This window comes from Pontibacter chitinilyticus (genome assembly GCF_039748935.1).
In the GTDB taxonomy this organism is placed as follows: Bacteria; Bacteroidota; Bacteroidia; order Cytophagales; family Hymenobacteraceae; genus Pontibacter; species Pontibacter chitinilyticus.
Genome location: NZ_JBDIZJ010000003.1, coordinates 250781 through 274579, shown reverse-complemented (window position 1 = coordinate 274579; position 23799 = coordinate 250781). Strand labels below are relative to the sequence as shown.

Genomic DNA, 23799 nt, shown 5'->3' with positions numbered 1-23799 from the left:
CCTGACTACCACCGGCCCTTTTAGGCCGTATCGCAGAAAGCCTTATCTTTACAAGAAATTAGACCTGTAGCATAATGACGGACGATCAGAAGCTATTTACAGAATTTGCCGCTGCTCCTAGTGGCCCTGCCGAGTGGGAGCAGAAAGCACGGAAAGACTTGCGCGACACCCCGCTCGAAAGCCTGACCTGGCACACTTATGAAGGGATCGAGGTAAAGCCATACTATACCCGGCAGGACATCCAACACCTGCCTTTTGTACAGCAAAAGCCAGGCGATTTTCCTTTTCTGCGTGGCCGCAAAACCAGCAACAACAACTGGCTCAATGTATCCCAGCTAAAAGTGCAGGAAACGGGCACTAATGCGGTGGAGAAAGCGGCTGACGCACTTGCCCGCGGGGCTAACGGCATCCACTTTATCCTCCTGCAGCCGGATCTTTTCGATGTCGCTTACCTGGTTGAAAAAGTTGACCTGAGCACGGTTTCGGCAAGCTATACTTTACACGACCAGCCCGTGGCTTTTCTGAAGCGGCTGTATGCTGCACTGGGGGCAAAGCAGGTCTCGCACCGAAACCTGAAAGGCTTTGTGCACTTCGATCCGATAACAGCTAAAGGTACCCTGACGGAAACGGAGGGCCAGGAAATCATAGAACTGCTTGAACTTACCAAAGACAGCCCCGACTTTTATGGTGTTACTGTTTGCGGCACCAATTTCAGCAGCATCGGCGCTTCCGTTACACAGGAGGTGGCCTATACGTTGAGTGCTGCCGTAGCTTATGTAGACAGGCTCACGGATGCCGGGGAGCCGCTGGAATCGGTGTTGCGCAACATGCAGTTCTGTATGGCATCGGGCACCAATTATTTCTTTGAGATCGCCAAACTGCGTGCCCTGCGCCTGCTGTGGGCGGCTGTGGTAGAAGCCTACCAGGCAGAACCTGCCCTGGCAGCCAAACTGCGCATCCATAGCGTAACTTCCAGCTGGTACCAGACCACGCTCGACCCTTACGTGAACATGCTGCGGGCCACCACCGAAGCTATGGCCGCCGTAATTGCCGGCTGCGATAGTCTAACGGTTGTTCCTTTCGACAACACTTTTGAGCAGCCTGACGAGTTCTCGGAGCGCATTGCCCGCAACGTATCCATCATACTGAAGGAGGAAGCCTACCTGGACAAAACGGTAGACCCCGCTGGCGGCTCCTATTACCTGGAATCACTGACCAATGAACTGGCGCAGAAAGCCTGGGCGCTATTTAAGAAAACAGAGGCGCTGGGTGGCTTTGAAACAGCCTATACCAAAGGCGCTATACTTGGTCCGATCACTGAGGTGAGCCGGATGAAGTTCCGGAATATAGCCACCGGCCGCGATGTGCTGGTAGGCACCAACAAGTACCCGAACCCGAAAGAAAGTATAAGCTTTGACCCGGAAGAGCTGATCCAGAGTGCTGATTTTGACACCACACGCGCCGCTTACCCGACAGAGGTAATGCGTATGGCCACCGAACTGCACCTGCGCAAACGCCAGCGCCTGCCCAAGGCTATTGTGGCTGTAATTGGCGATACGGAGAAGCGCAAACTAAATGCGTCGTTTGCCGAAGCGTTTTTCCGCTGCGTCGGTTTTGAAACTGAAAAGCAACAGTATACTTCGGTAGAAGATGCGGCCGACCGCCTGCTTCACTCCGCTGCCGAGGTAGTGGTAGTTGCCTCTTCGGAGGCTGCCTATGCCCGTGAGTTCGGCCCAAGGCTCCGCCAGCATCAGTCAAAGCCCACAGTTATTCTGGCCGACGACCCACAGCACATCAAGGAGGAGATGATCACCAATGGGTATGAGGAGTTTCTCTTCGACGGCTGCGACACGTCTACGATTATGAAGCTGGTGCAAAAGCGGCTGGCGAAAGACAATGACTGAATTTTGAATAATCGAATAACTGAATTCTCTTACCTTATTCAGTAATGCAATTATTCAGTTAATCAAAATCGAACATGAGACCTGACTTTTCTAAGATAGACTTACACCAGGCAATTGCGGCAACGCACGGTCCCAAAGACCCGCTGCCGGCAAAAAGCTGGAAAACACCCGAGAAGATAACTGTCAAAAGCTTTTATACTTCGGAGGACACTCCTGCTTTTGAGCACCTGGACTTTGCTGCCGGTCTGCCGCCTTACCTGCGCGGCCCCTACAGCACGATGTATGTGCAAAAGCCGTGGACAATCCGCCAGTATGCCGGTTTCTCTACTGCCGAAGAAAGCAACGCCTTTTACCGACGCAACCTGGCAGGTGGCCAAAAAGGCCTTTCCGTAGCGTTTGACCTGGCCACGCACCGCGGCTACGACTCCGACCACCCGCGCGTGGTAGGTGATGTGGGCAAAGCCGGGGTCGCCATCGATTCGGTAGAAGACATGAAGATCCTGTTCGACCAGATCCCGCTGGACCAGATGTCGGTGTCGATGACAATGAATGGTGCTGTGCTGCCGATCATGGCCTTCTACATTGTGGCCGCCGAAGAGCAGGGCGTGAAGCCGGAACAACTGAGTGGCACCATCCAGAACGACATCCTGAAGGAGTTCATGGTGCGCAACACCTACATCTACCCGCCGGAGCCCAGCATGAAGATCATCGCGGATATCTTTGAGTTTTCTTCCAAGCACATGCCGCGCTTCAACTCTATCTCTATCTCGGGCTACCACATGCAGGAAGCTGGCGCGACGGCCGACCTGGAGCTGGCCTATACCCTGGCCGATGGACTGGAATATGTGCGCACCGGCCTGAAGGCAGGTATGGACATAGATGATTTTGCACCGCGCCTCTCCTTTTTCTGGGCCATCGGCATGAACCACTTTATGGAAATTGCCAAGCTGCGGGCCGCCCGTATGCTGTGGTCCAAGCTCATCAAGCAGTTTAACCCGAAGAACCCGAAATCGCTGGCCCTGCGCACCCACTGCCAAACCTCTGGCTGGAGCTTAACCGAGCAGGACCCCTTCAATAACGTAGCCCGCACCTGCATAGAGGCCATGGCCGCAGCGCTGGGCGGTACGCAAAGCCTGCACACCAACGCCCTGGATGAAGCCATTGCTTTGCCAACAGACTTTTCGGCCCGCATTGCCCGCAACACGCAGATCTACTTGCAGCAGGAAACTAATATTACCAAAGTGGTAGACCCGTGGGGTGGTTCTTATTATGTGGAGGCGCTTACGCACGAATTAGCGCACAAAGCCTGGGCGCTGATGCAGGAAGTGGAAGAACTTGGTGGTATGGCTAAAGCCATCGAAACGGGCTTACCGAAGATGCGCATCGAAGAGGCTGCTGCCCGCAAGCAGGCCCGCATCGATTCGGGCAAGGACATCATCGTGGGCGTGAACAAGTATAAACCAAGCCAGATCCAGGAAATTGATATCCTGGACATCGATAATACCGCTGTACGGGAGTCGCAACTGCAACGGCTGGCAAGTATAAAATCCAGTCGCGACGAAGGCAGTGTGCTGAACGCGCTGCAGGCGCTGACAAATGCCGCGGAGTCGGGCGTGGGCAACCTGCTGGAACTAGCGGTAGAGGCTGCCCGCCGCCGCGCTACCTTAGGTGAAATTTCCGATGCTTTGGAGAAAGTATACGGCAGACATAAAGCAACCATCAGAGCCATATCCGGCGTGTACTCCGCAGAACTAACCGACGACGAGAGCTTCGAACAGGCCAAAGCCATGGCCGACGAGTTTGAAACACTGGAGGGCCGCCGCCCCCGCATTATGGTCGCTAAAATGGGCCAGGACGGCCACGACCGCGGCTCCAAAGTCATCGCCACCTCCTTCGCCGATCTCGGCTTTGATGTAGACATCGGCCCGTTATTCCAGACGCCCGCCGAAGTAGCTATGCAGGCCGCCGAAAACGACGTGCACGTGGTGGGTGTATCCTCGCTGGCCGCCGGCCATAAAACGCTGGTACCGCAACTTATTGAAGAGCTACGCAAGCTGGGCCGGGAAGACATCTTGGTAATTGTTGGTGGCGTGATCCCGGCGCAGGATTACGACTTCCTGTATAAAGCAGGCGCTGTTGGCATCTTCGGACCAGGCACCATCATCTCTGTTGCCGCACAGAAGATACTGAAGCAGTTGATAAATTCAGTTAAGAGTTAAGAGTTTAAAGTTAAGTGTTATAAAATAGCCGCAGTTGATTTGATTCAGCTGCGGCTTTTATACTTTTAACTTGGCGCCGGTACTTCTGGCGCAGGTTTTAATCCTGTGCTTAAAAATAAAGAGCAAGTCTCTAACTCGCAGAGGTTGTTTTCTAATCATTGGCAACGTTCGCCTTGATTTCACTACCTTCACATACCATGAAACTGAAACCCCTCCTAATAGCCATCGCAGTTGCCCTCATCCTCTGGTTTATCTATGACTCCTTCTCTCAGCCGGGTCCGCAGGATTTGAAAGGGAATTTCAAGGAAGTGGCCATGTACCGTAATGCGAACAACACCGGCCCTATTGTGCGGGTGTATGCCGTTACCGTAGCTGACACGCTCTGGCGCGAGATGCAGGCGTATGGTGATTTCATGCCACACACCAAGTATGGCAACACCAAAGTATACTTCTTCCGGCAAGGCAGCCCGGTACCCTCTGAAGTGCTCCCAGCCGAACCGAACATCGCACCCGCCTATCAGGCGTATGTGTTGGCGCGGTATGAAAAAGATGCGATGGGACAGGTTGCCTTTATCAAGAAGCCTTTCCGGTAAAGTTGCTACTGCTTTCAGGTGCGGTATACGGAGCAGCCTTTTGATAACTTTTAGGCGCAAAACTGCATATAGCTGGAAAAGGATTATGCTCACCGCGCCCGTGAAGTGCGCCTATATGATGCTACAATGACAAAAAAAGCTCTACATTTACCCGGTTTACCTCCAAACTCAATACAGCAGCTCCCCTTTTTTAAGGCGTTTCGTTTATTCCTTTGTTTGCTTATGCGCCAATTAGGTGCTGCCCTTGCGTCCGGTGCCAGCCAGTATATTTGCCCCCTGCTACTTTGCTGTGCGCTTTTTGCCAGCAGCCCTTTGCAGGCACAGCAGTTGTACCAACCCGAAAAAGACTTGGGTGCGTTGTTTGAGCAAGTGCAGTTGCAGGCTGTTTTCCCCGATTCCAAAACATTTCCAGACTGCATCCCACGCACTTCTCCGGCGCAGATTCTGCAGGCGTACCAACAGCAGAAAAACCAACCGGATTTTGATCTGAAAGCCTTTGTACTGGCACATTTTGAGCTGCCCCCGCAGCCTGCCACCGGCTTCACCACTGATACCACGCTCTCCGTTACACAACATATCGAGCGCCTTTGGCCGGTACTTACGCGGCAGCCCGGGGCTGACGGCGGCTCGCTCCTGCCGCTACCAAACGAGTACATTGTGCCGGGTGGCCGTTTCCGCGAGATCTACTACTGGGACAGCTTCTTCACCATGCTTGGCCTGCAGGCCAGCGGCGAAACGGAGCTCATCCAAAATATGGTCGACAACTTCACGCACCTGATCAACACGACCGGGCATATCCCCAATGGCAACCGCACCTATTACCTCAGCCGTTCGCAGCCTCCGTTCTATGCCCTGATGCTGCGTATACTGGCCCAGCAAAAAGGCCGCGACGTATTCCGGAAGTATGCGCCGGCGCTGCAGAAAGAGTATGCGTTTTGGATGGATGGAGCCGATAAACTGACAGCTGCCAACCCTACACACCGCCGCGTGGTGCGCCTGCCGGATGGCAGCATTCTGAACCGTTATTGGGACGACAACCCCGCTCCACGGCCGGAAGCGTACAAAGAAGACGTGGAAACAGCCCGCAAGTCCGGCAGAGCACCCGAAGAAGTATACCGCAACCTCCGGGCAGCGGCCGAATCAGGGTGGGACTTCAGTAGCCGCTGGTTTGCCGATGGCAAAACACTGGGAACGATCCACACCACAGAGCTTATTCCGATAGACCTAAATGCGCTGCTGTACCACGTGGAACTTACGCTACAAGAGATGGCCGTGCTGAATGGGAATAAAGCCGAAGCCCGCAAGTATGAGCAACTGGCCAGGGCCCGCCGCGATGCCCTGCTCAAGTATACCTGGAGCGACAAGGATGCTTATTTCTACGATTACGATTTTGTGAAAGGCACTACCACCAACATCCCGACACTGGCTGCGGTGTACCCGCTATACTTTAGTATGGTGAAGCAGAAACAGGCGGAAGGTGTAGCAAAACGGGTCGAAACAGACTTCCTGAAACCCGGTGGCCTGGCCACCACCCTTAGCCACACCGGCCAGCAGTGGGATGCGCCCAACGGCTGGGCACCACTGCAATGGATGAGCATTCAAGGGCTGCGCAACTACAGGTATAACCAGCTGGCCGATAACATCGCGCAGCGCTGGGCCACGCTCAACACCAGTGTTTACCACAATACCGGCAAGCTGCTGGAAAAGTATAATGTGGAGGACCTCGACCTGAAAGCCGGCGGCGGCGAGTACCCTAACCAGGACGGCTTCGGCTGGACAAATGGTGTGCTGCTCAAGCTCCTGAACCTGCAGCCGGAACTGCTTAAAACGGCAGAAGGCCACCTGGAAATGCAAAAGCAGTAGCAGCCATACCTATGGCTGCCGCTTCCTTTCTGCTTCAGCTATAATTCAACCATACTTGGCACTAGGTTTGCAACTGGCTCGTTTAGGAATAAACAAGAGCACCTATGAGCACGCTTCGACATTTAGCTTCGGCCTTTATACTTTGCATTGGCAGCTTTTCAACTTTCGCGCAGGGTGAAACCGCTAACTGGTACTTTGGCAAAAATGCTGGCATCACCTTTCAGGGCGACTCGGTCATTGCCCAAACCAACGGTCGCCTGCTAACAGAGGAAGGTAGCGCCACGCTGTCGGATAAGGACGGAAACCTGCTACTGTACACCAATGGCATTACGGTTTGGAACCGCAACCACCGCGTAATGCCCAATGGCAATGGCCTGATGGGCGGCAAATCATCCACGCAATCGGCGCTCATACTTCCCAAGCCTGGCTCCGACCATATCTACTACATCTTTACAACTGACATACAGGCGCAATCCAATGGCCTGCGCTATAGTGTGGTAGATATGAGCAAAGACGAAGGCAACGGCGACATTATCTCGCGCAACGTGTTTATGATCTCACCGGCTACCGAAAAACTGACAGCCGTGCGCCACAGCAACGGCCGCGACTGGTGGGTACTGGCACACCGCTGGAACAGCAACGGCTACATTGCTTTTCTTGTGTCGGCGGATGGCGTAACTCCCAAGCCTGTGATGAGCAATGTAGGCACCGTGCACGGCGGCCCCAACCGCAAAGCCATCGGCTACCTGGTACCCTCGCCGGATGGCACGCGCCTGGCCGCCGCTCTCTGGAACGATGACAGCAACTTCGAAGTGCTGGACTTTAACCGTAGCACTGGCGAAGTATCAAATCCTATCCTGCTGAAAGGTTATTCTGAAGCTTATGGTGTGGCATTCTCGCCGGATGGCTCCAAAGTATACGGCACCACCAACGGTGACGGAAAGGGCAAAGGGCAAATTGTGCAGTTTGATTTGAAAGCAGGAAATGCTGCGGCTATCGCTAAGTCGGCGATGGTGGTGGGCACCTCCGGCAGCCCCCATATCGGTGCGTTAGTGTTAGGTCCGGATGGCCGGATATATGTTGCCCGCCAGGACAACACGTATCTTGGTGTCATCAGCCAGCCCAACCTGAAAGGCACAGCCAGCACTTATACCGACCAGGGTTTATACTTAGGTGGCCGTAAAAGTGATCTCGGCCTGCCGAACTTTGCGCAGGGCATCCGCAGCGGTACTTCTTTTAAGGCTACCAGCAAGTAAGTTTATACTTAAAGTAAAAGGCCAGCTTCTTCCGAGGCTGGCCTTTTTGGCTCAAACCCGGTAGGTTTTAGAAACCTACCGGGTTTATTTTATACAACCTCTACCTACAACACCTTTGGCTTGCCAATCCTGAAGCGCAGGAAGCCCATAGCGGTAGATACGCCCGGATTAGTTTCTGAAAAAGGAGCCGTAATGTCGCGGGTACTGATGCCGAATTCATATACCGGCGTAACAATGGCAAAGCCAATGGGCAGGTTTACTTTATCGCCCGCGCCTGTGGAGACGCCGGTGCTCAGGCGGAAAAATGGAAGGGGCATCACATCCAGCCCCAAACCTATAAAGTCCTGTGAGATATTGCCAGGTGCCTTATTAAGGGCATGTACGTAATCCACGCCCAGTTCCAGCACCTTCCCCACCTTTACACCAGCGCCGGCGCGAAAGCGGGTAGGTAATTTGGTGGTCAGGGCGCTTACGGGCGAGAAAACGATGGCACTGTCTACAATGGTTTTCATTGCCTCGGCGGCATCTTCAAAGTTATACTCCTTCGCCCTGTCCGAGTCGCTGGGCAGCGTAAAGCCTTTGTCTTCGCCCTGCAGCAGGTTGTTCGTCCAGGTCATCTGGCCAATATCTGTGACAGACACAGCTAACTTTACAACTTTAGCTACCTCCGCCGACAAGCCCACATCGATCCCGTGGCCTTTGCCCACAGGGCTAAGCATACCGTCCATATCTTTATAGTTGAAGTTCGGATTGTCAAGGTAGCTTTCGTAGTTCCAGTCCAGCAGGGGTGACGAAGCTCTATAAGCGTTAACAGAGCCGCTTTGGGCACTAAACTCATACAGCGCCAGCCCCTGCAGGTACTTATAGCCTGCACCACCATACACATGGAACGCCGGCAAACTGATGAGCTCGCGGCCAAAGGCAAAACTCCATTCATTTACCCAGGATGCCTTGATTTCCGTTCCGGCAAAAAGCTGCGACACATACACAGTCTCATCCGGTTTAAACTGGTCATAAACGGAGGCATCCTGTCCTAAAAACACCAGCTCTGCAAAGTTCTGATTGAAGCCTGCATGTGTCAGCACGCGCTGCCGGTTACTAAAAGCAAAGCCACCTATTTTTGGCACGTATACCGATAGCGCCAGCGTGGTCAGATCGGCCCCTGCATTCAGCACATTATCGTTGGTAAAGGCTTTCGCTAAGTCTTTGCGTTCAGAGAGCGTCAGGTCTTCAGTTGTAGAAAGGGCAGCAAACTTACGAAAAGTGTCTTTGGTGAGCGCCTGCGAACTGGCTCCCAAGCCACCCTCCAGCACTGTAAAGGCCACAATAGACGTGCTCTGCCCCAGATTTGCCGGGTTGATACCCAGTGCCTCGTAATCATGTGCAAAGGTATTCAGCACACCACCACGCCCGACAGCCGAAAAGTTGCTAAATTCCGTTTGAGCCCATGCACTTGTCTGTGCAGCCAGCAGCCCAACTGCCAGCAAGAAGGTCTTTTTCATACGATGAAAATGAGATAATAGGATTGTTTCTGTAAGTAGGCGAACAGGCTCAGGCACCTTGCTGTTAGGAACCAGGCACTTACTTAATACTAAATTTCAGTGCAATTTCTGTTTTTCTGATGAGACCTGCTATACTTCAAAAAACTTTTATAGTAAAAAGAGTATACATAGGAGCAGCAGGTGCTTGCTAACGCGGAAAGCTTAAATTTGCACCTATTCTTTCACTTAACTCCTAGCTTTTGGCCATTCGATTCAGCTCCAACACCTATGCGCAAGGCATCTTAGCCGGTGACCGTGTAATGCTCAGCCGGGCCATTACGCTGGTCGAAAGCAAGCTCCTCACCGATCAGGAACTGGCGCAAGAAGTCATTCAGCGGGTGTTACCAAATGCTGGCAATTCGGTACGGATCGGCATTACGGGGGTGCCGGGTGTGGGCAAAAGCACCTTCATCGAGGCTTTCGGCAGTTACCTGATTCGCGAGCAAGGCCGGAAGCTGGCCGTATTAGCTGTTGACCCCAGCAGCCAGCGCTCCGGAGGCAGCATCCTGGGCGACAAAACACGAATGGAGTCGCTGTCCGTTAACCCGCAGGCATTCATCCGGCCTTCGCCGGCAGGCAAATCGCTGGGCGGCGTCACCCGAAGTACGCGCGAGAGTATCATACTTTGCGAAGCGGCTGGTTTCGATACGATCATCGTGGAAACTGTCGGTGTTGGCCAGTCGGAGACGGCGGTGCATGCCATGGTTGATTTTTTCCTGTTGCTGATGCTTGCTGGTGCTGGCGACGAGCTGCAGGGCATCAAACGCGGCATCATGGAAATGGCCGACGCCATCGCCATCACCAAAGCCGATGGCAGCAACATTGACAAAGCAAAAGCCGCCCGCGCCGAATACCGAAATGCCCTCCACCTCTATCCACCTGCTCCTTCGGGCTGGACACCGCAGGTGAGCACCTGTTCTGCCCTGGCTACTACCGGCCTGGAAACCATTTGGGAAAGTATAGCCGCTTATCTTAACCTGACACAGAGCAACGGGTATTTTGAGCAGCAGCGGCGCGACCAAAACCTGCAGTGGCTGCACGAAGCGATCCGCCAAAGCCTGGAAGATAACTTCTATGCCCGTCCGCAGGTAAAAGCGCAGCTGCCAAGTATAGCACAAGCCGTAAAAGAGGGGCAAAAATCCGCCTTTGCCGCCGCTGCGGAGCTCCTGCGCCTGAGGTAACCAAAGTAGGATTGTCGTTTATACTTGTTTGTTTCTTTTATTATAGCTTATTGTCTAAGGCTTGTAGTGCCGGGTCCAACTGCCCCTCCTTATCTAACGAGGGGTGTTTGTAATTGCTATGGCTGAAGTATAGGCGTTGTAGTTTATCAGGAACACCTCCCTGCCCTCCTCAAGGAGGGAATTCAGCTTTTAGAGAAAGAGAAGTAAAAGTGGTATAGTTAGGACTTCACCTCCCATTCACCAAGATCCTTTCAGGATGACAGGAAAGAGAAAACCAGAAAGAAAGAATTCGTAATAAGTAAAGCTCCCCTCCTTGGTTAAGGAGGGATAGGGGTGGTTGGACCTGGAACTATAAAAGACAGCAGCTTAGTGAAAGATTCCAGTCCTTAGCTTTAGAGCGCTCCAAAGTATGAGATGCAACAAGGCAAGTGTAAAACTGCGCATCAAACAGTAACTAACAAGTATAACTTGGAGTACAAAAATCCGCAACAAAACAAAAGCAGCTGGCCCATTCCTGAACCAGCTGCTTTACTATCTATAATTAAAATAGTTATCTCACTTCTTCCAGTATCACCTTTGCCCATTTGCAGATGCCTCCGAGCGGTGGGTTATACTTGTACACACTCACTTTTACGGAAGCAACAAAAGGGAACTGCGCATATATTTTGTCGATGATGCGGTGGCCCAGGTGCTCCAGCAGGCGCGCAGGTGTTTTCATCTCCTCCAGCACCAGGGCATACAGCACCTCGTAGTTTACCGTCTGGTGCAGGTCGTCTGAAGCTGCAGCACGGCGCAGGTCCGTGTCAATGACCAGGTCGATGCCATATTTGTTGCCGATCTTCTGCTCTTCGTCGTAGTAGCCGTGGAAGGCGAAGAACTCCATGCCTTCCAGTGCAATTTGCCCCATCGTTATTGCCTAGCCTAATTCGTCAAAGAAGGAACCTACAGGTTGCTTTGCAGCTGAGGCTACCTGCGCATAGTTGCGCGACGGCTCCGGAATCGGCTGCACTTCTGGCTTATCCGGCGTTACAGGCTGTATGTCCGGGATCGGCCGCTCGATGTCCGGGGCTGGCACCCGACCGGGATAATCTGGCGCTGGCTGCTCAATTTCAGGACCCGGTATACTAGGCACTACGGGCTCTGCCGGGCTCGGTATTTCAGGATGCACCTGTGTTACTGCCTGCGAACTGCTGCTGGTTGCCAGTACAACCGGTGCATTAGCTGCCGTGCTTTCGGCCAGCTCGTAAGGTTTATTTTCGTGTGTTGCGCTCATATCTTTCAGGTTTTTCAGCAGCTCGGCATTTTCTACCGTTACACCTGCTGCTCTCGAAAGAATACTGCCCATCCCTGATTTAGGTTTTGCTTTGGTCTTTTCGGCTTTCTCCAGCGCTTCGTTGGCCAGGTTCTTCAGGTCGCGTACCAGCGTGTCCAAATAGCCTTCCAGGCGCAGGTGTTCCTGCTCCAGGTTCTTCACTTCCTGCTGCATTTCGGCCACCACTTTATCAGCTTCTCCTTTGGCCTGCTCCAGCATCTGGCGTGCCTGGTTGCGGGCTTCCGAAAGCAGTTCATGGGCTTGCAACTCCGACTCGCGCGCCTTCAGCTCGGCCGACTTCTGGGCCTGCTCCATAATGCTGTTGCCCGTGTCCTCGGCTGTTTTCAGGGTTTTGTAAAGAGACGATTCCACCTCGCGCAGCTTCTGAGTCTCGCGGTGGGCCGTATCCAGCTTCATGCGCAGATCCTTGTTCTCATCCAGTAACTTTTCCCACTGCTGCGAGAGCGTCAGCAAAAAGGCGTTGACCTCGTCCTTATCTAACCCTCTAAATGCTTTCTCAAACGTTTTTTGCCTGATCTCTAATGGTGTAATCTTCATAATGCTACCCTAAATTAATGTCCCAAACTGATATGGTACGGTCGTCACTACACGAAACTAACTGATTCTGATGAGCCGACCAAAATAATTTATTCACAGATGTGCCGTGGCTGGCATTTCGTACTTTATCAATCACTTTCAGCAACTTAAATGTTTCGGCATCCCACAGCTTGATCGATTTATCCATGCTGCAGGTGGCAAAATACCGGCCATCGGGGCTATAGGTAATGTGATTGATGGTATACATGTGCGCAATTTGGTAGCCTCGCTCCTTGTAGCCATCCTCCACCTGCCACACCCACAAGTGCGCATCGCGGCCACCGGTCAGCAGCAGTTTGCCGTCCGGAGAGTACGCAATCGTAAACACCGAATTCGTGTGCGCCTCCAGGGTGTGCTTCACCGTCCTACTGGCAACGTCGAATACGCGCACTGTATTATCGCTGTAGCCCACGGCAAGCTCGTTGCTATACTTGTTGTAAGCCAGGCAGCGGGCGCTCTGGTCCGTTTTCCGGATAATGGTCTGCAGTTCGAAGGTTTGCCCGTGCAGCACACACACGCTGCCATTGCCTAATGCCACGTATACCTGGTCCGGTTCCGGCGCGTACAGTATATCAAAAATAGCCACTTTCGGCAGCGACACCGACTTCAGTATCTGTTTGCTTTTCAAATCAATCACTTGCAGGCCTTCCTGGTTCTGGCCAACGAGCAGCAGGTTACGGTCGGGCACATACTGCAACGCGTATACCGAGGTTGTTACCCGTGCCATCAGCTCGCCGTTCTCTGGCTGGTCCAGGTTCCAGGCAACCACCATGCCGTCGCCACCCGCTGAAAAGAAGACGTTTTCTGCGCCGGAGGGCGTGAGGGTATACACGCAATCGCGGTGCCCGGTAAGGGTGGCTACTTTGTGTACTTGTATTTTGCTGGCCATGTCGCCCTTATACTTGCTGGTTTCAAATTTTAGCTAAATTTACGATAAAAGCGCGAACCGATCGCCTTTCTACTTGTTTAACCCGCCGCCCACTAGCTTTATTGCCTATGCCCCTGCTGCTCACCCGATCTCTTAACCCGCACACCCTTCTTAGCATCTGGCACCTGACCGAGCCTCCAGAGGAACTGCAGCACCTGATGCCTGCCCATGCCGCTGCACACCTGCTGCCGGGCCAGGTGCACCCGCGGCGGCAGCGCGAATGGCTGGCTAGCCGGGTGCTCGCCTATAGGCTGTTGCAACACTTTACCCCCGAGCCGCTTCTGCTACAGCGCAACGAAGCTGGGAAGCCATACTTTGCCCGGCAAGGTTTGCACGTGTCCATCACGCACTCGCCCCACCTGGCGGCTGTTATACTTTCAGACAAGTATGAGGTTGGCACAGATATTGAACTTATCACACCGAAAGCATTGCGGGTAGCTGATAAGTTTTTGTCTGAAACTGAGAAAGAAAACACAAAAGCTGATACTAAGAAAACCTGCCTTTACTGGAGCGCTAAAGAAACGTTGTATAAACTGTATAGCCGTAAAAAGCTGATTTTGAAAGAGAACATACACGTAAGCCCGTCTGCCGAAGCGAATATGCTGCAGGGACGTGTGCAAACCGAAAATTTTTCTAAATTGTATCAGATTGCGTATGAAACGCTTCACGAGCACGTACTGACCTATTGCATCGATTTACAACAAACTTAGACTACAAAAGCAAACCCTTATGAAATACCTGGCCTTTCTTGCCACCGCACTTCTTCTTTCCGCCAGTGCTATGGCACAGTCTGGCGGCTACCAGTTGGGAGATAAAGTGGCCGATTTTTCGCTGAAGAGCAGCAGCAACAAGTCCATTTCGCTCAGCGACTTTGCCAGCGCCAAAACGGTGGTACTGGTGTTTACCAACACGCAGTGCCCGTATGCCAAGCTGTATGAAAACCGCCTGGTAACGCTGGCCAGCGCCTATGGTAGCAAAGGGGTGCAGTTTGTATTCATCAACCCAGGTGTAGGCGCAGGAGATGGTGCTGAAACCCTGGCCGACATGACTGCCAAGAACTACAGCTTCCCATACTTAGCCGATGAAGGTCAGAAGATCAGCGCACAGTTCGGAGCTACCAAAACCCCGGAAGTATATGTGCTGAACAACAGCAACGGCGAATTTGTGCTCAAGTATAAAGGCGCTATTGATGACAACCCACAGTTGGAAAGCGGCGTTAAAAACTTTTACCTGAAGAATGTAATAGACGAGGTGCTCACCAACAAAACGGTCACCACTTTAGACAAGCGGGCGACCGGCTGCCTGATTAAGAAATATTAAGTATAACTAAAGTATAAACAAAAAGCCGCTCCTTAAAACAGGAGCGGCTTTTTGTTTATACTTTGTACTTCAATTTGGCTTTCTCACTCATGTCAGCTAGAGTATCTTGCTTGCTGTAGTCGTTCCTCTATCCACTTCTTTATGCCGTCGAATGTTAAATTACCCTGGGCTATCGAGATAACAAATTGGTACTTTTCATCCTGGGTGGCCCTAATATCGAAACCTGCCTGAAGTAATATAAGCCGCATCAATACGTATCCCGTTCGCTTATTTCCGTCTACAAATGGATGATTTATTAAGATGCTCTCAATTATAGCAGCTGCTTTATCTATTGGTCTGGGATAAAGCTCTTGTTGGTCGAACGTGGCAAACGGCCAGTTTATGGCTCCATCTAATGCTCCTGTATCTCTTACTCCTTTGGCTCCTCCAAATTCCGCTATAACTATGTGATGTATCTGCTCAACCTCTTCTATAGTGATCATTGAGCAAGTTTCTTAAGAAGTTCTCTGTCTTCTGTCAGTATTTTCTGTAAAAGAGTTGCATTATCGTGTGTAGACGTAGTTTCTTTCTGCACTTCTTTTAAATAAAAGAGCACATCCTCCAGCGCACTCTCCGGAACATTCTCTAATACTTTCTGAATTTCTGTTCTGAGTTCCTTAGCAGTCATTCTATAGTCCTTTCTCTCAAATTACGAATTATTTGCAGACACTGTTCATGCTTAGAAGGTCTTACTAACTCTTAGACACCCGGTTCATCATCTGATATGGCAGCCAGCAGTTTAGTTACTTCGGTCGCTTTTTCCAAGTCATCCATCTTTTCGAAAGAGAAAGCCAGGTTCCGCAATGCCCTTTTGATAATGTCGAGGTTGGAGCAGGGCTCATAAAAGATGTCGATCGGGTTCAGGTTGAGCTGCAGGATGTAGTTATCGATATCTGCTTTGGAAAGGATAAGGCCTTTGTTGTAGACGTTGATGTAAAACTGAATGCCATCCATTTTATAGGTAAGTATAAATAGGTTGGGCAGGTTTACACCATGTACCGGCATATGGAGGCGCTTGGCAATGGTCATGTAGATCACGCAGAGCGTCAGCGGGTTGCCACGCTTGGTCTCCAGCACCAGGTGCAGCATAGAGTTAGCCGGCGAATGAAAGTTTTTGGTATTGGCTGAAAACTTTTTCTCCCGGAACAGCACATTGTTGAGCGATTTTACCTGGTCGTACGGGTGCATCTCTTCCTTCATGTGCGTCCAGGCCTCATAGTATAGCTGATCTACTTCGCGGGTAATGGTGCCATACTCCACATCGGGGTACAGGTAACTGTTTACCAGCCACATGCCTTTGAGCAGGTCCTGGGCTCCTTCTTTTTTCCACTCCTGCAGGCGGTGCAGCAGCCCGTCAAACTGCAAGTTATGAATCAGGTCCTCAATTTTTTTCTGCAGGTCCGGGTTCAGGGTTTCCTCCCACTCCTCCTCCAGAAAGGGGATAATGCCTTCTCCTAATGATACAATCTTCTGCTCCACATGCGCCGCCACCTCAAAGTCTACGTCATCCAACAAGGATATCAGCGCCTTAATCTCTGTCTTGTTCACTCTTTTCCTCTGTAATTATGATCGTCAAAATTAGGAATTTTATTCGCTTGCCACCAAACCGGGTAGCTGCCTTGCGTATACTTCCTTCTTCCTAATACTCCTGCAGGGGCTACGTTTCTACCTATAGCACAGCCCCTGTTTTTGTGCTCAGGTCTGTATCACCCCTACGTTGTAAGGCTTCTCGATTGGGGCATGATTAGCTGCTTCTATCCCCATCGAAATAACCTTGCGCGTCTCCAGCGGATCGATAATGCCGTCTACCCACAGCCGGGCAGCGGCGTAGTAGGGCGATAACTCCTCGTTATACTTGGCAGTGATGCGCTCCAGCAATTCTTTCTCGGCTTCCGGCGTTATTTCCTGCCCCTTCGCTTTCAGGGATGATACCTGAATCTGCAGCAGGGTATTGGCAGCGGCGGCACCACTCATTACGGCCAGTTGCGCTGTAGGCCAGGCGTAGATCAGGCGCGGATCGTAGGCTTTGCCGCACATGGCGTAGTTGCCCGCGCCATAGCTGTTGCCTACCAGTATGGTAAACTTCGGCACCACCGAGTTAGCCATCGCGCTCACCATTTTGGCGCCATCTTTTATGATGCCGCCGTGCTCCGACTTGCTGCCCACCATAAAGCCCGACACGTCCTGCAGGAACACCAGTGGAATTTTTTTCTGGTTGCAGTTCATAATAAACCGCGCGGCCTTATCAGCCGAGTCGGAATAGATGACGCCGCCCATCTGCATCTCGCCTTTCTTGCTCTTCACAATCTTGCGCTGGTTGGCCACAATACCTACCGACCAGCCGTCGATGCGGGCCAGGCCGCAGATCAGTGTCTGGCCATACAGATCTTTGTAAGGCTCAAACTCCGAGTTATCTACCAGGCGCCGGATAATGTCCATCATGTCGTATGGTTTTACGCGGTCGGCGGGCAACAGGCCATAAATTTCCTGCTCATCCAGTTTGGGTGCAGCAGCCTCCACCCTGTTAAAGCCGGCTTGGGGCGAATCGCCCATTTTATCAAAGATATTGCGGATGTGGTCCAGTGCTTCCGCATCATCCTTGCACTTATAGTCGGTAACGCCTGATATTTCAGAGTGCGTAGTAGCGCCCCCTAGGGTTTCATTGTCGATGCTTTCGCCGATGGCGGACTTAACCAGGTAGGAGCCGGCCAGAAAAACAGAGCCGGTGCCCTCCACAATTAGGGCTTCGTCGCTCATGATAGGCAGGTATGCGCCACCTGCTACACAGCTCCCCATAATGGCAGCGATTTGTACTATGCCCATAGAGCTCATCACAGCATTGTTGCGAAACATGCGTCCGAAGTGCTCTTTATCCGGAAAAATCTCGTCCTGCATCGGCAGAAACACGCCTGCGCTATCCACCAGGTATACGATAGGCAGTTTATTCTCAATGGCAATCTCCTGAGCCCGCAGGTTCTTCTTAGCGGTGATCGGAAACCAGGCACCGGCTTTCACGGTGGCATCGTTGGCGACCACCACACACTGGCGGCCTTTGATGTAGCCAATGCCCGTCACCACGCCGCCGCTGGGGCAGCCGCCCACCTCTTCATACATGCCCTCGCCGGCAAAAGCGCCGATCTCCAGGAAATCTGTCTCCTCGTCTAAAAGGTAGGCGATGCGCTCGCGGGCGGTCATTTTGCCCTTGTCATGCTCTTTGCGGATGCGCTTCTCGCCGCCGCCCAGGTATACTTTTTTTAGTTTGTTCTGCACCTGATAAACCAATTGCTTTAGTGCGTCTTCATTTTTGTTGAATTCGATATCCATACAGGTATGTGGCGTGTTAGAATAGAGTTATAACGAAAAATCCGCCCTTACTAGTAGCGGATTTCACAAATGTGTCAGTTGTCGTGTGCATCACCGGCTTATCGTGGCGCTTTTACGGAAGTGTTCCTGCTCCCGGCCGGCATTGTTGTGCCAATTGTCCGAAGCGTATCGGCGGGCACGGGCACGTAAACAGTGTCGGGAGCGGGGCTGTTAAACTCCTGCGGGTGCTCGTCCTGCATTTTCTTTACCTCATCCACTGTAATCACGCGGCCGGTAGCATCTACTTTATACTTGTCTTTTTTGCCGAACACAGAGAAGTGCACGTAGCGCTTCGGGTTTACTTGGATGTCGCGCAGCAGCAGGTTCAGCGCCTCTGTCGAGCGGTTCATGTTGTTATATAATTCCTCATCGTTCATCAGCTTTCCGAGGGAGCCCTGATCCGAATTGAGCTTCGCTATTGTTTCCTGCATCTCTTTTACCGCGCTGTTGGCATTATTTACCAGCTTGTTCACCTCGGCCTGCTTCAGGGTATCCGTAATCACGGCCATGTTCTGCGCAATTCTGTCAATGTAACGCTGGGTATGGTTCAACGAGGCTGTGAGCTGGCTGAGGTTCTGCGCAATTTGGCCGATGTTTTTCTGGTTGGCCTGCAGAATAGCGTTTACTGCGTCGGTGGTGGTTTTGGTGTTGGCAAGTATGGCCTGTAGGTTGCCTTTGGCGTCGCTGTCCAGCAGCCGGTTTACGCGGGCGAGGGTCGTATCCACCTTATCGATAATAGGCACCGTTTTCGTGGAGATCATGTCGGTGATGCTGCTCTCTGTAAAAGCGATCAGCCGCTCTCCGCCATTATACAGTTTGGTGCTGTGGCCAAGGTAGAGGTTAACGGCTTTACCACCCAGCAGGTCAGAACTGGCTAGGCTGGCAATCGTTGAATCGCCTACAGCCACATTCTTCTGCACTTCGATCTGCACTTTTATTTTGTTTCCCTGGTCAGTCAGCAGCTGCATGTCCTGTACGGTGCCCACCTGTATGCCATTCAGAACAACAGGGTTTGAAATGGTCAGGCCGTCCACATTATCATATACTACATAATACTGGTGGGTGTTCGAGAAGAGGCTGGAGCCTTTTAAGAACATAAACCCGACATACAGAATAACGGCTGCTATGATACCTAGCAGCGCAACTTTAAGTTCTTTGGATATCTTCACGTAGGAATATTTGGCTTTGTTGGTTAGTTCATCGCCTCAAGCTCCTGTTTATAAGCCTTGAAAGCACGATATATACCTGATGCCATATACGATTGCCCCGACTTATCGTTAAGAAATTTTTCTTCTGTCGGATTTGTCAAAAAGCCACACTCTATTAAAACGCTCGGCATGTACGACTTCCAGAGCACCAAAAAGGGGGCTTGTTTCACGCCGCGGCTGCTGCGGCCTACCTTACTTTTAAACTCATGTTCTACTTTTTCAGCGAAGCGCAGGCTGTTGTCAATGTAGGCACTTTGCTGCAGGGCAAACAGGATGTGGTTCTGAGGCGCATTCGGATCAAACCCGTTATACTTGTCCTTGTAGTTGTCTTCCTGCAGAATTACCGCATTCTCGCGCTTGGCCACCCTCAGGTTGCCTTCTGATTTCTGCAAACCCATCGTATAGGACTCGGTGCCATAGGCAGCAGAAGGGCCGGAATTGAGATGGATGGAAATAAACAGATCGGCGTTATTTTTATTAGCAATCCCGGCCCGGTCGGCCAGTTCTACGAACGTATTATCGTGGCGGGTATAGATTACTTTCACATCCGGCATGTTCTCCTCGATCATGCTCCCCACCTGTAGGGCCAACTTCAAGGCTACGTCCGCTTCGTGAGAGAACTTGCCATTACAACCCACATCTTTCCCCCCGTGGCCGGCATCTATTACCACCGTGTGTAATTTGTACTCTTTGCGAAACTCTAGCTTACTGGAGGTACACAATAAAAGAATGATAGCCAGAAACGAAACAGCAACAATATTTTTCACAACGTTCGTTAGTTTAAAAGCTAAAAGAATAACTTTGTACAAATTAAATAAAACTTTAGGGAAGTCTGAAGAAATTGCGCCACATTTTAATCTTTTTACTGCTACTGCAGTTTAGCACACTTTCTCCGCAAGCCGTAAGGGCGCAGACCATACCGCGCATGAGTGTTCCGCCACAGGATACCCTGAAAGCTACGCAAGATTCAGTGACACTGGCCGCCCCCAAAGGAGATATTGAGACGACTATCAAATACTCTGCCAGGGACTCTATTCAGTTTGAGGTAGAGCGGAAAGTGGTGCACCTCTACGGCGACGCCAAGATCAACTATGGCGAGATGTCGCTGAGCGCAGCTTACATTGAAATCAATTACGACACCAACACCTTAACGGCCTCTGCCCAGACCGATTCTACCGGCAAAGAAGTAGGCGTACCTTTGTTTTCGCAGGGGGCCGAGTCGTATGCCGCCAAGCAAATTGCTTTTAACTACAAAACCAAGCGCGGACGAATTGCACAGGTGGTGACGCAGCAGGGCGAAGGCTACATTCACTCAGAAGTGGTAAAACGGGATGCAGATAATGAATTCTTCGGGTACCACAACATGTATACGACCTGCAACCTGGAGCACCCGCATTTTTACATTAATGCCACCCGCATAAAAGCCATTCCAAACGACAAGGTCATGTCAGGGCCTTTTAACCTGGTAATTGGTGGCATTCCGACGCCGCTGGGTTTCCTTTTCGGCCTCTTTCCAACGCCCCGTGCCGGGCGCTCTTCCGGCGTTATTGTTCCTAGCTTTGGCGAATCAGGCTTACGGGGCTTTTACCTTCAAAATGGTGGCTACTACTTTGCCTGGAACGACTACATCGGCACCCAACTGACAGGAAGCGTTTACTCGCTCGGCAGCTACGACGTTAACATGGCCAACACGTATCAAAAACGCTATGCTTACAGAGGTAGCCTGAACTTCCAGTATTCTTTTCTGAAATTAGATGAAGCCGATGTAGCTGAATCGCGCTCAACTAACAACCTGGCCCGCTACCTGCCAAAAAATAATCGTGCTTTTGCTATCCAGTGGTCGCATACACCGGTGATGAAGCCCGGCCAGGGGCGTTTTTCAGCTAGCGTAAATGCCCGAAGCAGCATGGAGAAAAGCCTGAATTATAACAGCGCAGCCAATTACCTGGCGGCCAGCCTTAACTCCACTATCTCTTATCAGAAAAACATCGAGAATTCTCCTTTCAGCTATGCCATTACGCTGCAACAGGGGCAGAATACATCTGGTGTCATGAACTTTACGCTGCCGGACATTAACCTGAGTATGTCGCAGACAAGTATATCCGATCTGTTCGGCGGAACGTCCACTGGCAAGTGGTATGAGAAATTCCAGATAGGCTATGGCGTGCGGTTCCAGAACTCTATCGACAACATTGTTCGTGCCCGCCAAATTTCAGGGATTGATGCCATCGGCGAAACCACCAATACCGATACCATTGCCATCAACATGAATAACCTGGGCAGACTTTGGAAGAATGGCCGCCGCAGCGCCATCCATAACTTCTCTTTCAGCTTGGGTAACTACAAAGTGCTGCGCTACCTGAACTTTACGCCCAGCGTAAGTTACCAGGAAACATGGCTAGACCAGAAGTATACTTACAGCTTTGACCCGGACTCGCAGAAAGTACGCATTGATACAGCCAATTTTGGCCGGGTGTACAATTATAACGCTGGCGCTTCGCTCTCTACCCAGATCTATGGCACTTATGTGGTAAACGGCAAACGCATACAGGCGATCCGGCACAAGATCACGCCAAGCATAACCTACTCCTACCGTCCGGACTTCGGTTCACAGAGCTTCGGCTTTTACCAGGATCTGCAAACGGGAGTCGATACCACGACCAACCTGCCTGTGTATACTAACCTGGGCCGGTTTAATACTGGTTTGCCTGGCCGGGGGCTCCAAAGCGCCATTTCTTTTGGGGTGCAGCAGAACCTGGAAATGAAGGTGAAATCCAGCAATGACTCCACAGGTAACAAGTTTGAAAAAGTAAGCCTGATCGACAACCTGGGCATCAGCGGGAGCTATAACATGGCGGCGGAGACCTTCAAGTTCAGTACCATTAACATGAACATGAATACGCGCCTGTTTAAAAAGGTCAACATACAAGCTGGGGCTGCTTTCGACCCTTACCAGCACGACAGCACAGGTAACCGCGTCAACGAATTTGTGTTTGACATATCACGGTTTAAACTGGCATCGCTCACAAATGCTCGACTTACCATCGGTGCCAGCCTTAACCCGAACGATAGCCGCAGCAATGAAAGAGTAGCCCCGACCAACCTGCCCGCCCTGCAGCGCGACCAGGACCCGCTCATTCCGGAATACATCGATTTTAAGATTCCCTGGACGCTGACAGTAGATTATACCCTGAATTACAGCCGAGCCTTTGGGATTGACGCCAGAACAGGCCTGGCAAGGGCAAACACCATTACGCAGACGTTAGGTTTGAATGGTTCGCTGAGTTTGACGGAAAAATGGAAGATCAACTATAATACCGGGTACGACTTTACGAACAAGAACATCTCTTATACCAGCGTGAACATTTCGCGCGACCTGCACTGCTGGGACATGAGCATTGGCTGGATACCTTTCGGCCTGCAGCGCAGCTATAACTTTACCATTAACGCCCGTTCTGCGCTCCTACGCGACCTGAAGCTGACGAAACGCAGCTCCAACAATTTATACTATTAGCAGAAGCAGCCACACAAAATGTGGCTGTTTTTGGTTCTAATTTCATAGCTTTACAGCATCACTAGCGTATCTCTGCTTATGTCTGTTCATAAATCCGACGTAAAAATAATTACCACACACCAGCTGCAGAACATGAAGGACCGCGGCGAGAAAATATCCATGTTGACGGCTTACGACTTCTCGATGGCCAGTATACTGGATGCCGCCGGTGTAGATGTGCTGCTGGTAGGCGACTCTGCCTCTAACGTAATGGCAGGGCACGAAACCACGTTGCCCATCACGCTGGATCAGATGATCTATCATGCCTCTTCGGTGGTGCGGGCTGTTAAACGCGCTTTTGTGGTGGTAGACATGCCGTTTGGCTCTTATCAGGGCAACTCCTCCGAAGCACTTCGTTCCGCTATCCGCATCATGAAAGAATCTGGAGCACATGGCATTAAACTGGAAGGTGGCGCTGAGATAAAGGATTCTGTTACCCGCATTTTAAGCGCGGGCGTACCGGTGATGGGGCACCTGGGCCTTACGCCGCAATCTATCTATAAATTTGGCACCTATTCAGTGCGGGCAAAAGAAGACGCTGAAGCGCAGAAGCTGCTGGAAGATGCCCAACTGCTGCAGGAACTTGGATGCTTTGCCATCGTGCTGGAGAAGATTCCGGCAGCCCTGGCCCGCCGTGTTGCTGAGTCGCTCCAGATCCCGATCATAGGCATTGGCGCCGGCCCTCATGTGGATGGCCAGGTGCTGGTAGTACACGACATGTTGGGCATCAACAAAGAGTTCAAGCCCCGTTTTCTGCGCCGCTACGCCGAGCTGCACACCATCATGACCGATGCCGTGCAGCACTATGTGAAAGACGTAAAGAGCCGCGATTTCCCGAACGAGCAGGAAGCGTATTAGAAGTTGGGGAGTTAAAAGTTAGAAAGTTATACTTGCCGTTGCGCTAGAAATTATTCTAGAAATT

Annotated in this window: 20 protein-coding genes; 10 read left to right on the top strand and 10 right to left on the bottom strand. The window is 51.6% G+C overall.

The annotated features are described in order from the left end of the window. Nucleotides 1–74 precede the first annotated feature (74 nt). From ABDW72_RS07530 to ABDW72_RS07510, 5 genes are all read left to right on the top strand, one after another. Complete coding sequence (locus ABDW72_RS07530) at nt 75–1904, top strand: methylmalonyl-CoA mutase family protein (protein WP_347157902.1); 1830 nt, start codon at nt 75–77, stop codon at nt 1902–1904. 74 nt (nt 1905–1978) lie between these two features. Beyond that, entirely contained in the window at nt 1979–4123 is a 2145-nt protein-coding gene (gene scpA, locus ABDW72_RS07525; protein WP_347157900.1) for a methylmalonyl-CoA mutase, read from the top strand. 197 nt (nt 4124–4320) lie between these two features. Beyond that, the gene (locus ABDW72_RS07520; protein WP_347157899.1) at nt 4321–4716 is read left to right on the top strand and encodes a hypothetical protein; all 396 of its coding nucleotides are present in this window, start codon (nt 4321–4323) and stop codon (nt 4714–4716) included. A 222-nt stretch (nt 4717–4938) separates the two neighbouring features. Continuing rightward, on the top strand, nt 4939–6579 hold the full coding sequence (gene treF, locus ABDW72_RS07515; RefSeq protein WP_347157897.1) for an alpha,alpha-trehalase TreF: 1641 nt from the start codon (nt 4939–4941) through the stop codon (nt 6577–6579). Nucleotides 6580–6683: 104 nt separating this feature from the next. Beyond that, on the top strand, nt 6684–7835 hold the full coding sequence (locus ABDW72_RS07510) for a TolB-like translocation protein (protein WP_347157896.1): 1152 nt from the start codon (nt 6684–6686) through the stop codon (nt 7833–7835). Nucleotides 7836–7939: 104 nt separating this feature from the next. On the opposite strand, the gene ABDW72_RS07505 is transcribed toward ABDW72_RS07510, so the two are convergent. Further along, the gene (locus tag ABDW72_RS07505; RefSeq protein WP_347157895.1) at nt 7940–9337 is read right to left on the bottom strand and encodes a DUF5723 family protein; all 1398 of its coding nucleotides are present in this window, start codon (nt 9335–9337) and stop codon (nt 7940–7942) included. A 239-nt stretch (nt 9338–9576) separates the two neighbouring features. Between ABDW72_RS07505 and meaB the strand changes: the two genes are divergently transcribed. Then, entirely contained in the window at nt 9577–10557 is a 981-nt protein-coding gene (gene meaB, locus ABDW72_RS07500) for a methylmalonyl Co-A mutase-associated GTPase MeaB (protein WP_347157894.1), read from the top strand. Nucleotides 10558–11107: 550 nt separating this feature from the next. Here the strand turns inward: meaB and folB are convergent. Genes folB through ABDW72_RS07485 form a run of 3 tightly spaced genes read right to left on the bottom strand, consistent with a single transcriptional unit; the run spans nt 11108 to nt 13355 of the window. Next, a complete protein-coding gene (gene folB / locus ABDW72_RS07495; protein WP_347157892.1) occupies nt 11108–11464 on the bottom strand; it encodes a dihydroneopterin aldolase in 357 nt (118 codons plus the stop codon). 9 nt (nt 11465–11473) lie between these two features. Continuing rightward, a complete protein-coding gene (locus tag ABDW72_RS07490) occupies nt 11474–12427 on the bottom strand; it encodes a DivIVA domain-containing protein (protein WP_347157891.1) in 954 nt (317 codons plus the stop codon). A 4-nt stretch (nt 12428–12431) separates the two neighbouring features. Beyond that, nucleotides 12432–13355 carry a WD40 repeat domain-containing protein gene (locus ABDW72_RS07485; protein WP_347157890.1) on the bottom strand — a complete coding sequence of 308 codons (924 nt, stop codon included), beginning with the start codon at nt 13353–13355 and terminating at the stop codon, nt 12432–12434. Between the two features lie 107 nt (nt 13356–13462). On the opposite strand from ABDW72_RS07485, the gene ABDW72_RS07480 reads away from it, so the two are divergent. Together ABDW72_RS07480 and ABDW72_RS07475 are read left to right on the top strand one after the other, a co-directional pair. Then, complete coding sequence (locus ABDW72_RS07480) at nt 13463–14104, top strand: 4'-phosphopantetheinyl transferase superfamily protein (RefSeq protein WP_347157889.1); 642 nt, start codon at nt 13463–13465, stop codon at nt 14102–14104. A 19-nt stretch (nt 14105–14123) separates the two neighbouring features. Beyond that, nucleotides 14124–14714, top strand: coding sequence for a redoxin domain-containing protein (locus tag ABDW72_RS07475; protein ID WP_347157888.1), 591 nt, complete (start codon nt 14124–14126; stop codon nt 14712–14714). 92 nt (nt 14715–14806) lie between these two features. Here the strand turns inward: ABDW72_RS07475 and ABDW72_RS07470 are convergent, their stop codons facing one another. The 6 genes from ABDW72_RS07470 to ABDW72_RS07445 all read right to left on the bottom strand — a co-directional run bounded on the left by ABDW72_RS07470 (nt 14807) and on the right by ABDW72_RS07445 (nt 20091). Next, on the bottom strand, nt 14807–15196 hold the full coding sequence (locus ABDW72_RS07470) for a type II toxin-antitoxin system death-on-curing family toxin (RefSeq protein WP_347157887.1): 390 nt from the start codon (nt 15194–15196) through the stop codon (nt 14807–14809). Beyond that, nucleotides 15193–15381 (bottom strand): hypothetical protein, encoded by a 189-nt coding sequence (locus ABDW72_RS07465; protein ID WP_347157886.1) that lies wholly within the window; start codon nt 15379–15381, stop codon nt 15193–15195. Before ABDW72_RS07465 ends, ABDW72_RS07470 begins: the two co-directional genes overlap by 4 nt. A gap of 71 nt (nt 15382–15452) precedes the next feature. Further along, nucleotides 15453–16301: a transglutaminase-like domain-containing protein gene (locus ABDW72_RS07460; protein ID WP_347157885.1), complete on the bottom strand. Its 849-nt coding sequence runs from the start codon at nt 16299–16301 to the stop codon at nt 15453–15455. A 147-nt stretch (nt 16302–16448) separates the two neighbouring features. After that, nucleotides 16449–18077 (bottom strand): acyl-CoA carboxylase subunit beta, encoded by a 1629-nt coding sequence (locus tag ABDW72_RS07455; protein ID WP_347157884.1) that lies wholly within the window; start codon nt 18075–18077, stop codon nt 16449–16451. A gap of 98 nt (nt 18078–18175) precedes the next feature. Beyond that, nucleotides 18176–19285: an MlaD family protein gene (locus ABDW72_RS07450; protein WP_347157883.1), complete on the bottom strand. Its 1110-nt coding sequence runs from the start codon at nt 19283–19285 to the stop codon at nt 18176–18178. A gap of 23 nt (nt 19286–19308) precedes the next feature. Then, a complete protein-coding gene (locus ABDW72_RS07445; protein WP_347157882.1) occupies nt 19309–20091 on the bottom strand; it encodes an N-acetylmuramoyl-L-alanine amidase family protein in 783 nt (260 codons plus the stop codon). 158 nt (nt 20092–20249) lie between these two features. Here ABDW72_RS07445 and ABDW72_RS07440 point away from each other — a divergent pair, with 158 nt between their 5' ends. Continuing rightward, nucleotides 20250–22838, top strand: coding sequence for a putative LPS assembly protein LptD (locus tag ABDW72_RS07440; protein ID WP_347157881.1), 2589 nt, complete (start codon nt 20250–20252; stop codon nt 22836–22838). Nucleotides 22839–22916: 78 nt separating this feature from the next. Continuing rightward, nucleotides 22917–23735, top strand: coding sequence for a 3-methyl-2-oxobutanoate hydroxymethyltransferase (panB, locus tag ABDW72_RS07435; RefSeq protein ID WP_347157880.1), 819 nt, complete (start codon nt 22917–22919; stop codon nt 23733–23735). The last annotated feature ends 64 nt before the right edge of the window (nt 23736–23799 follow it).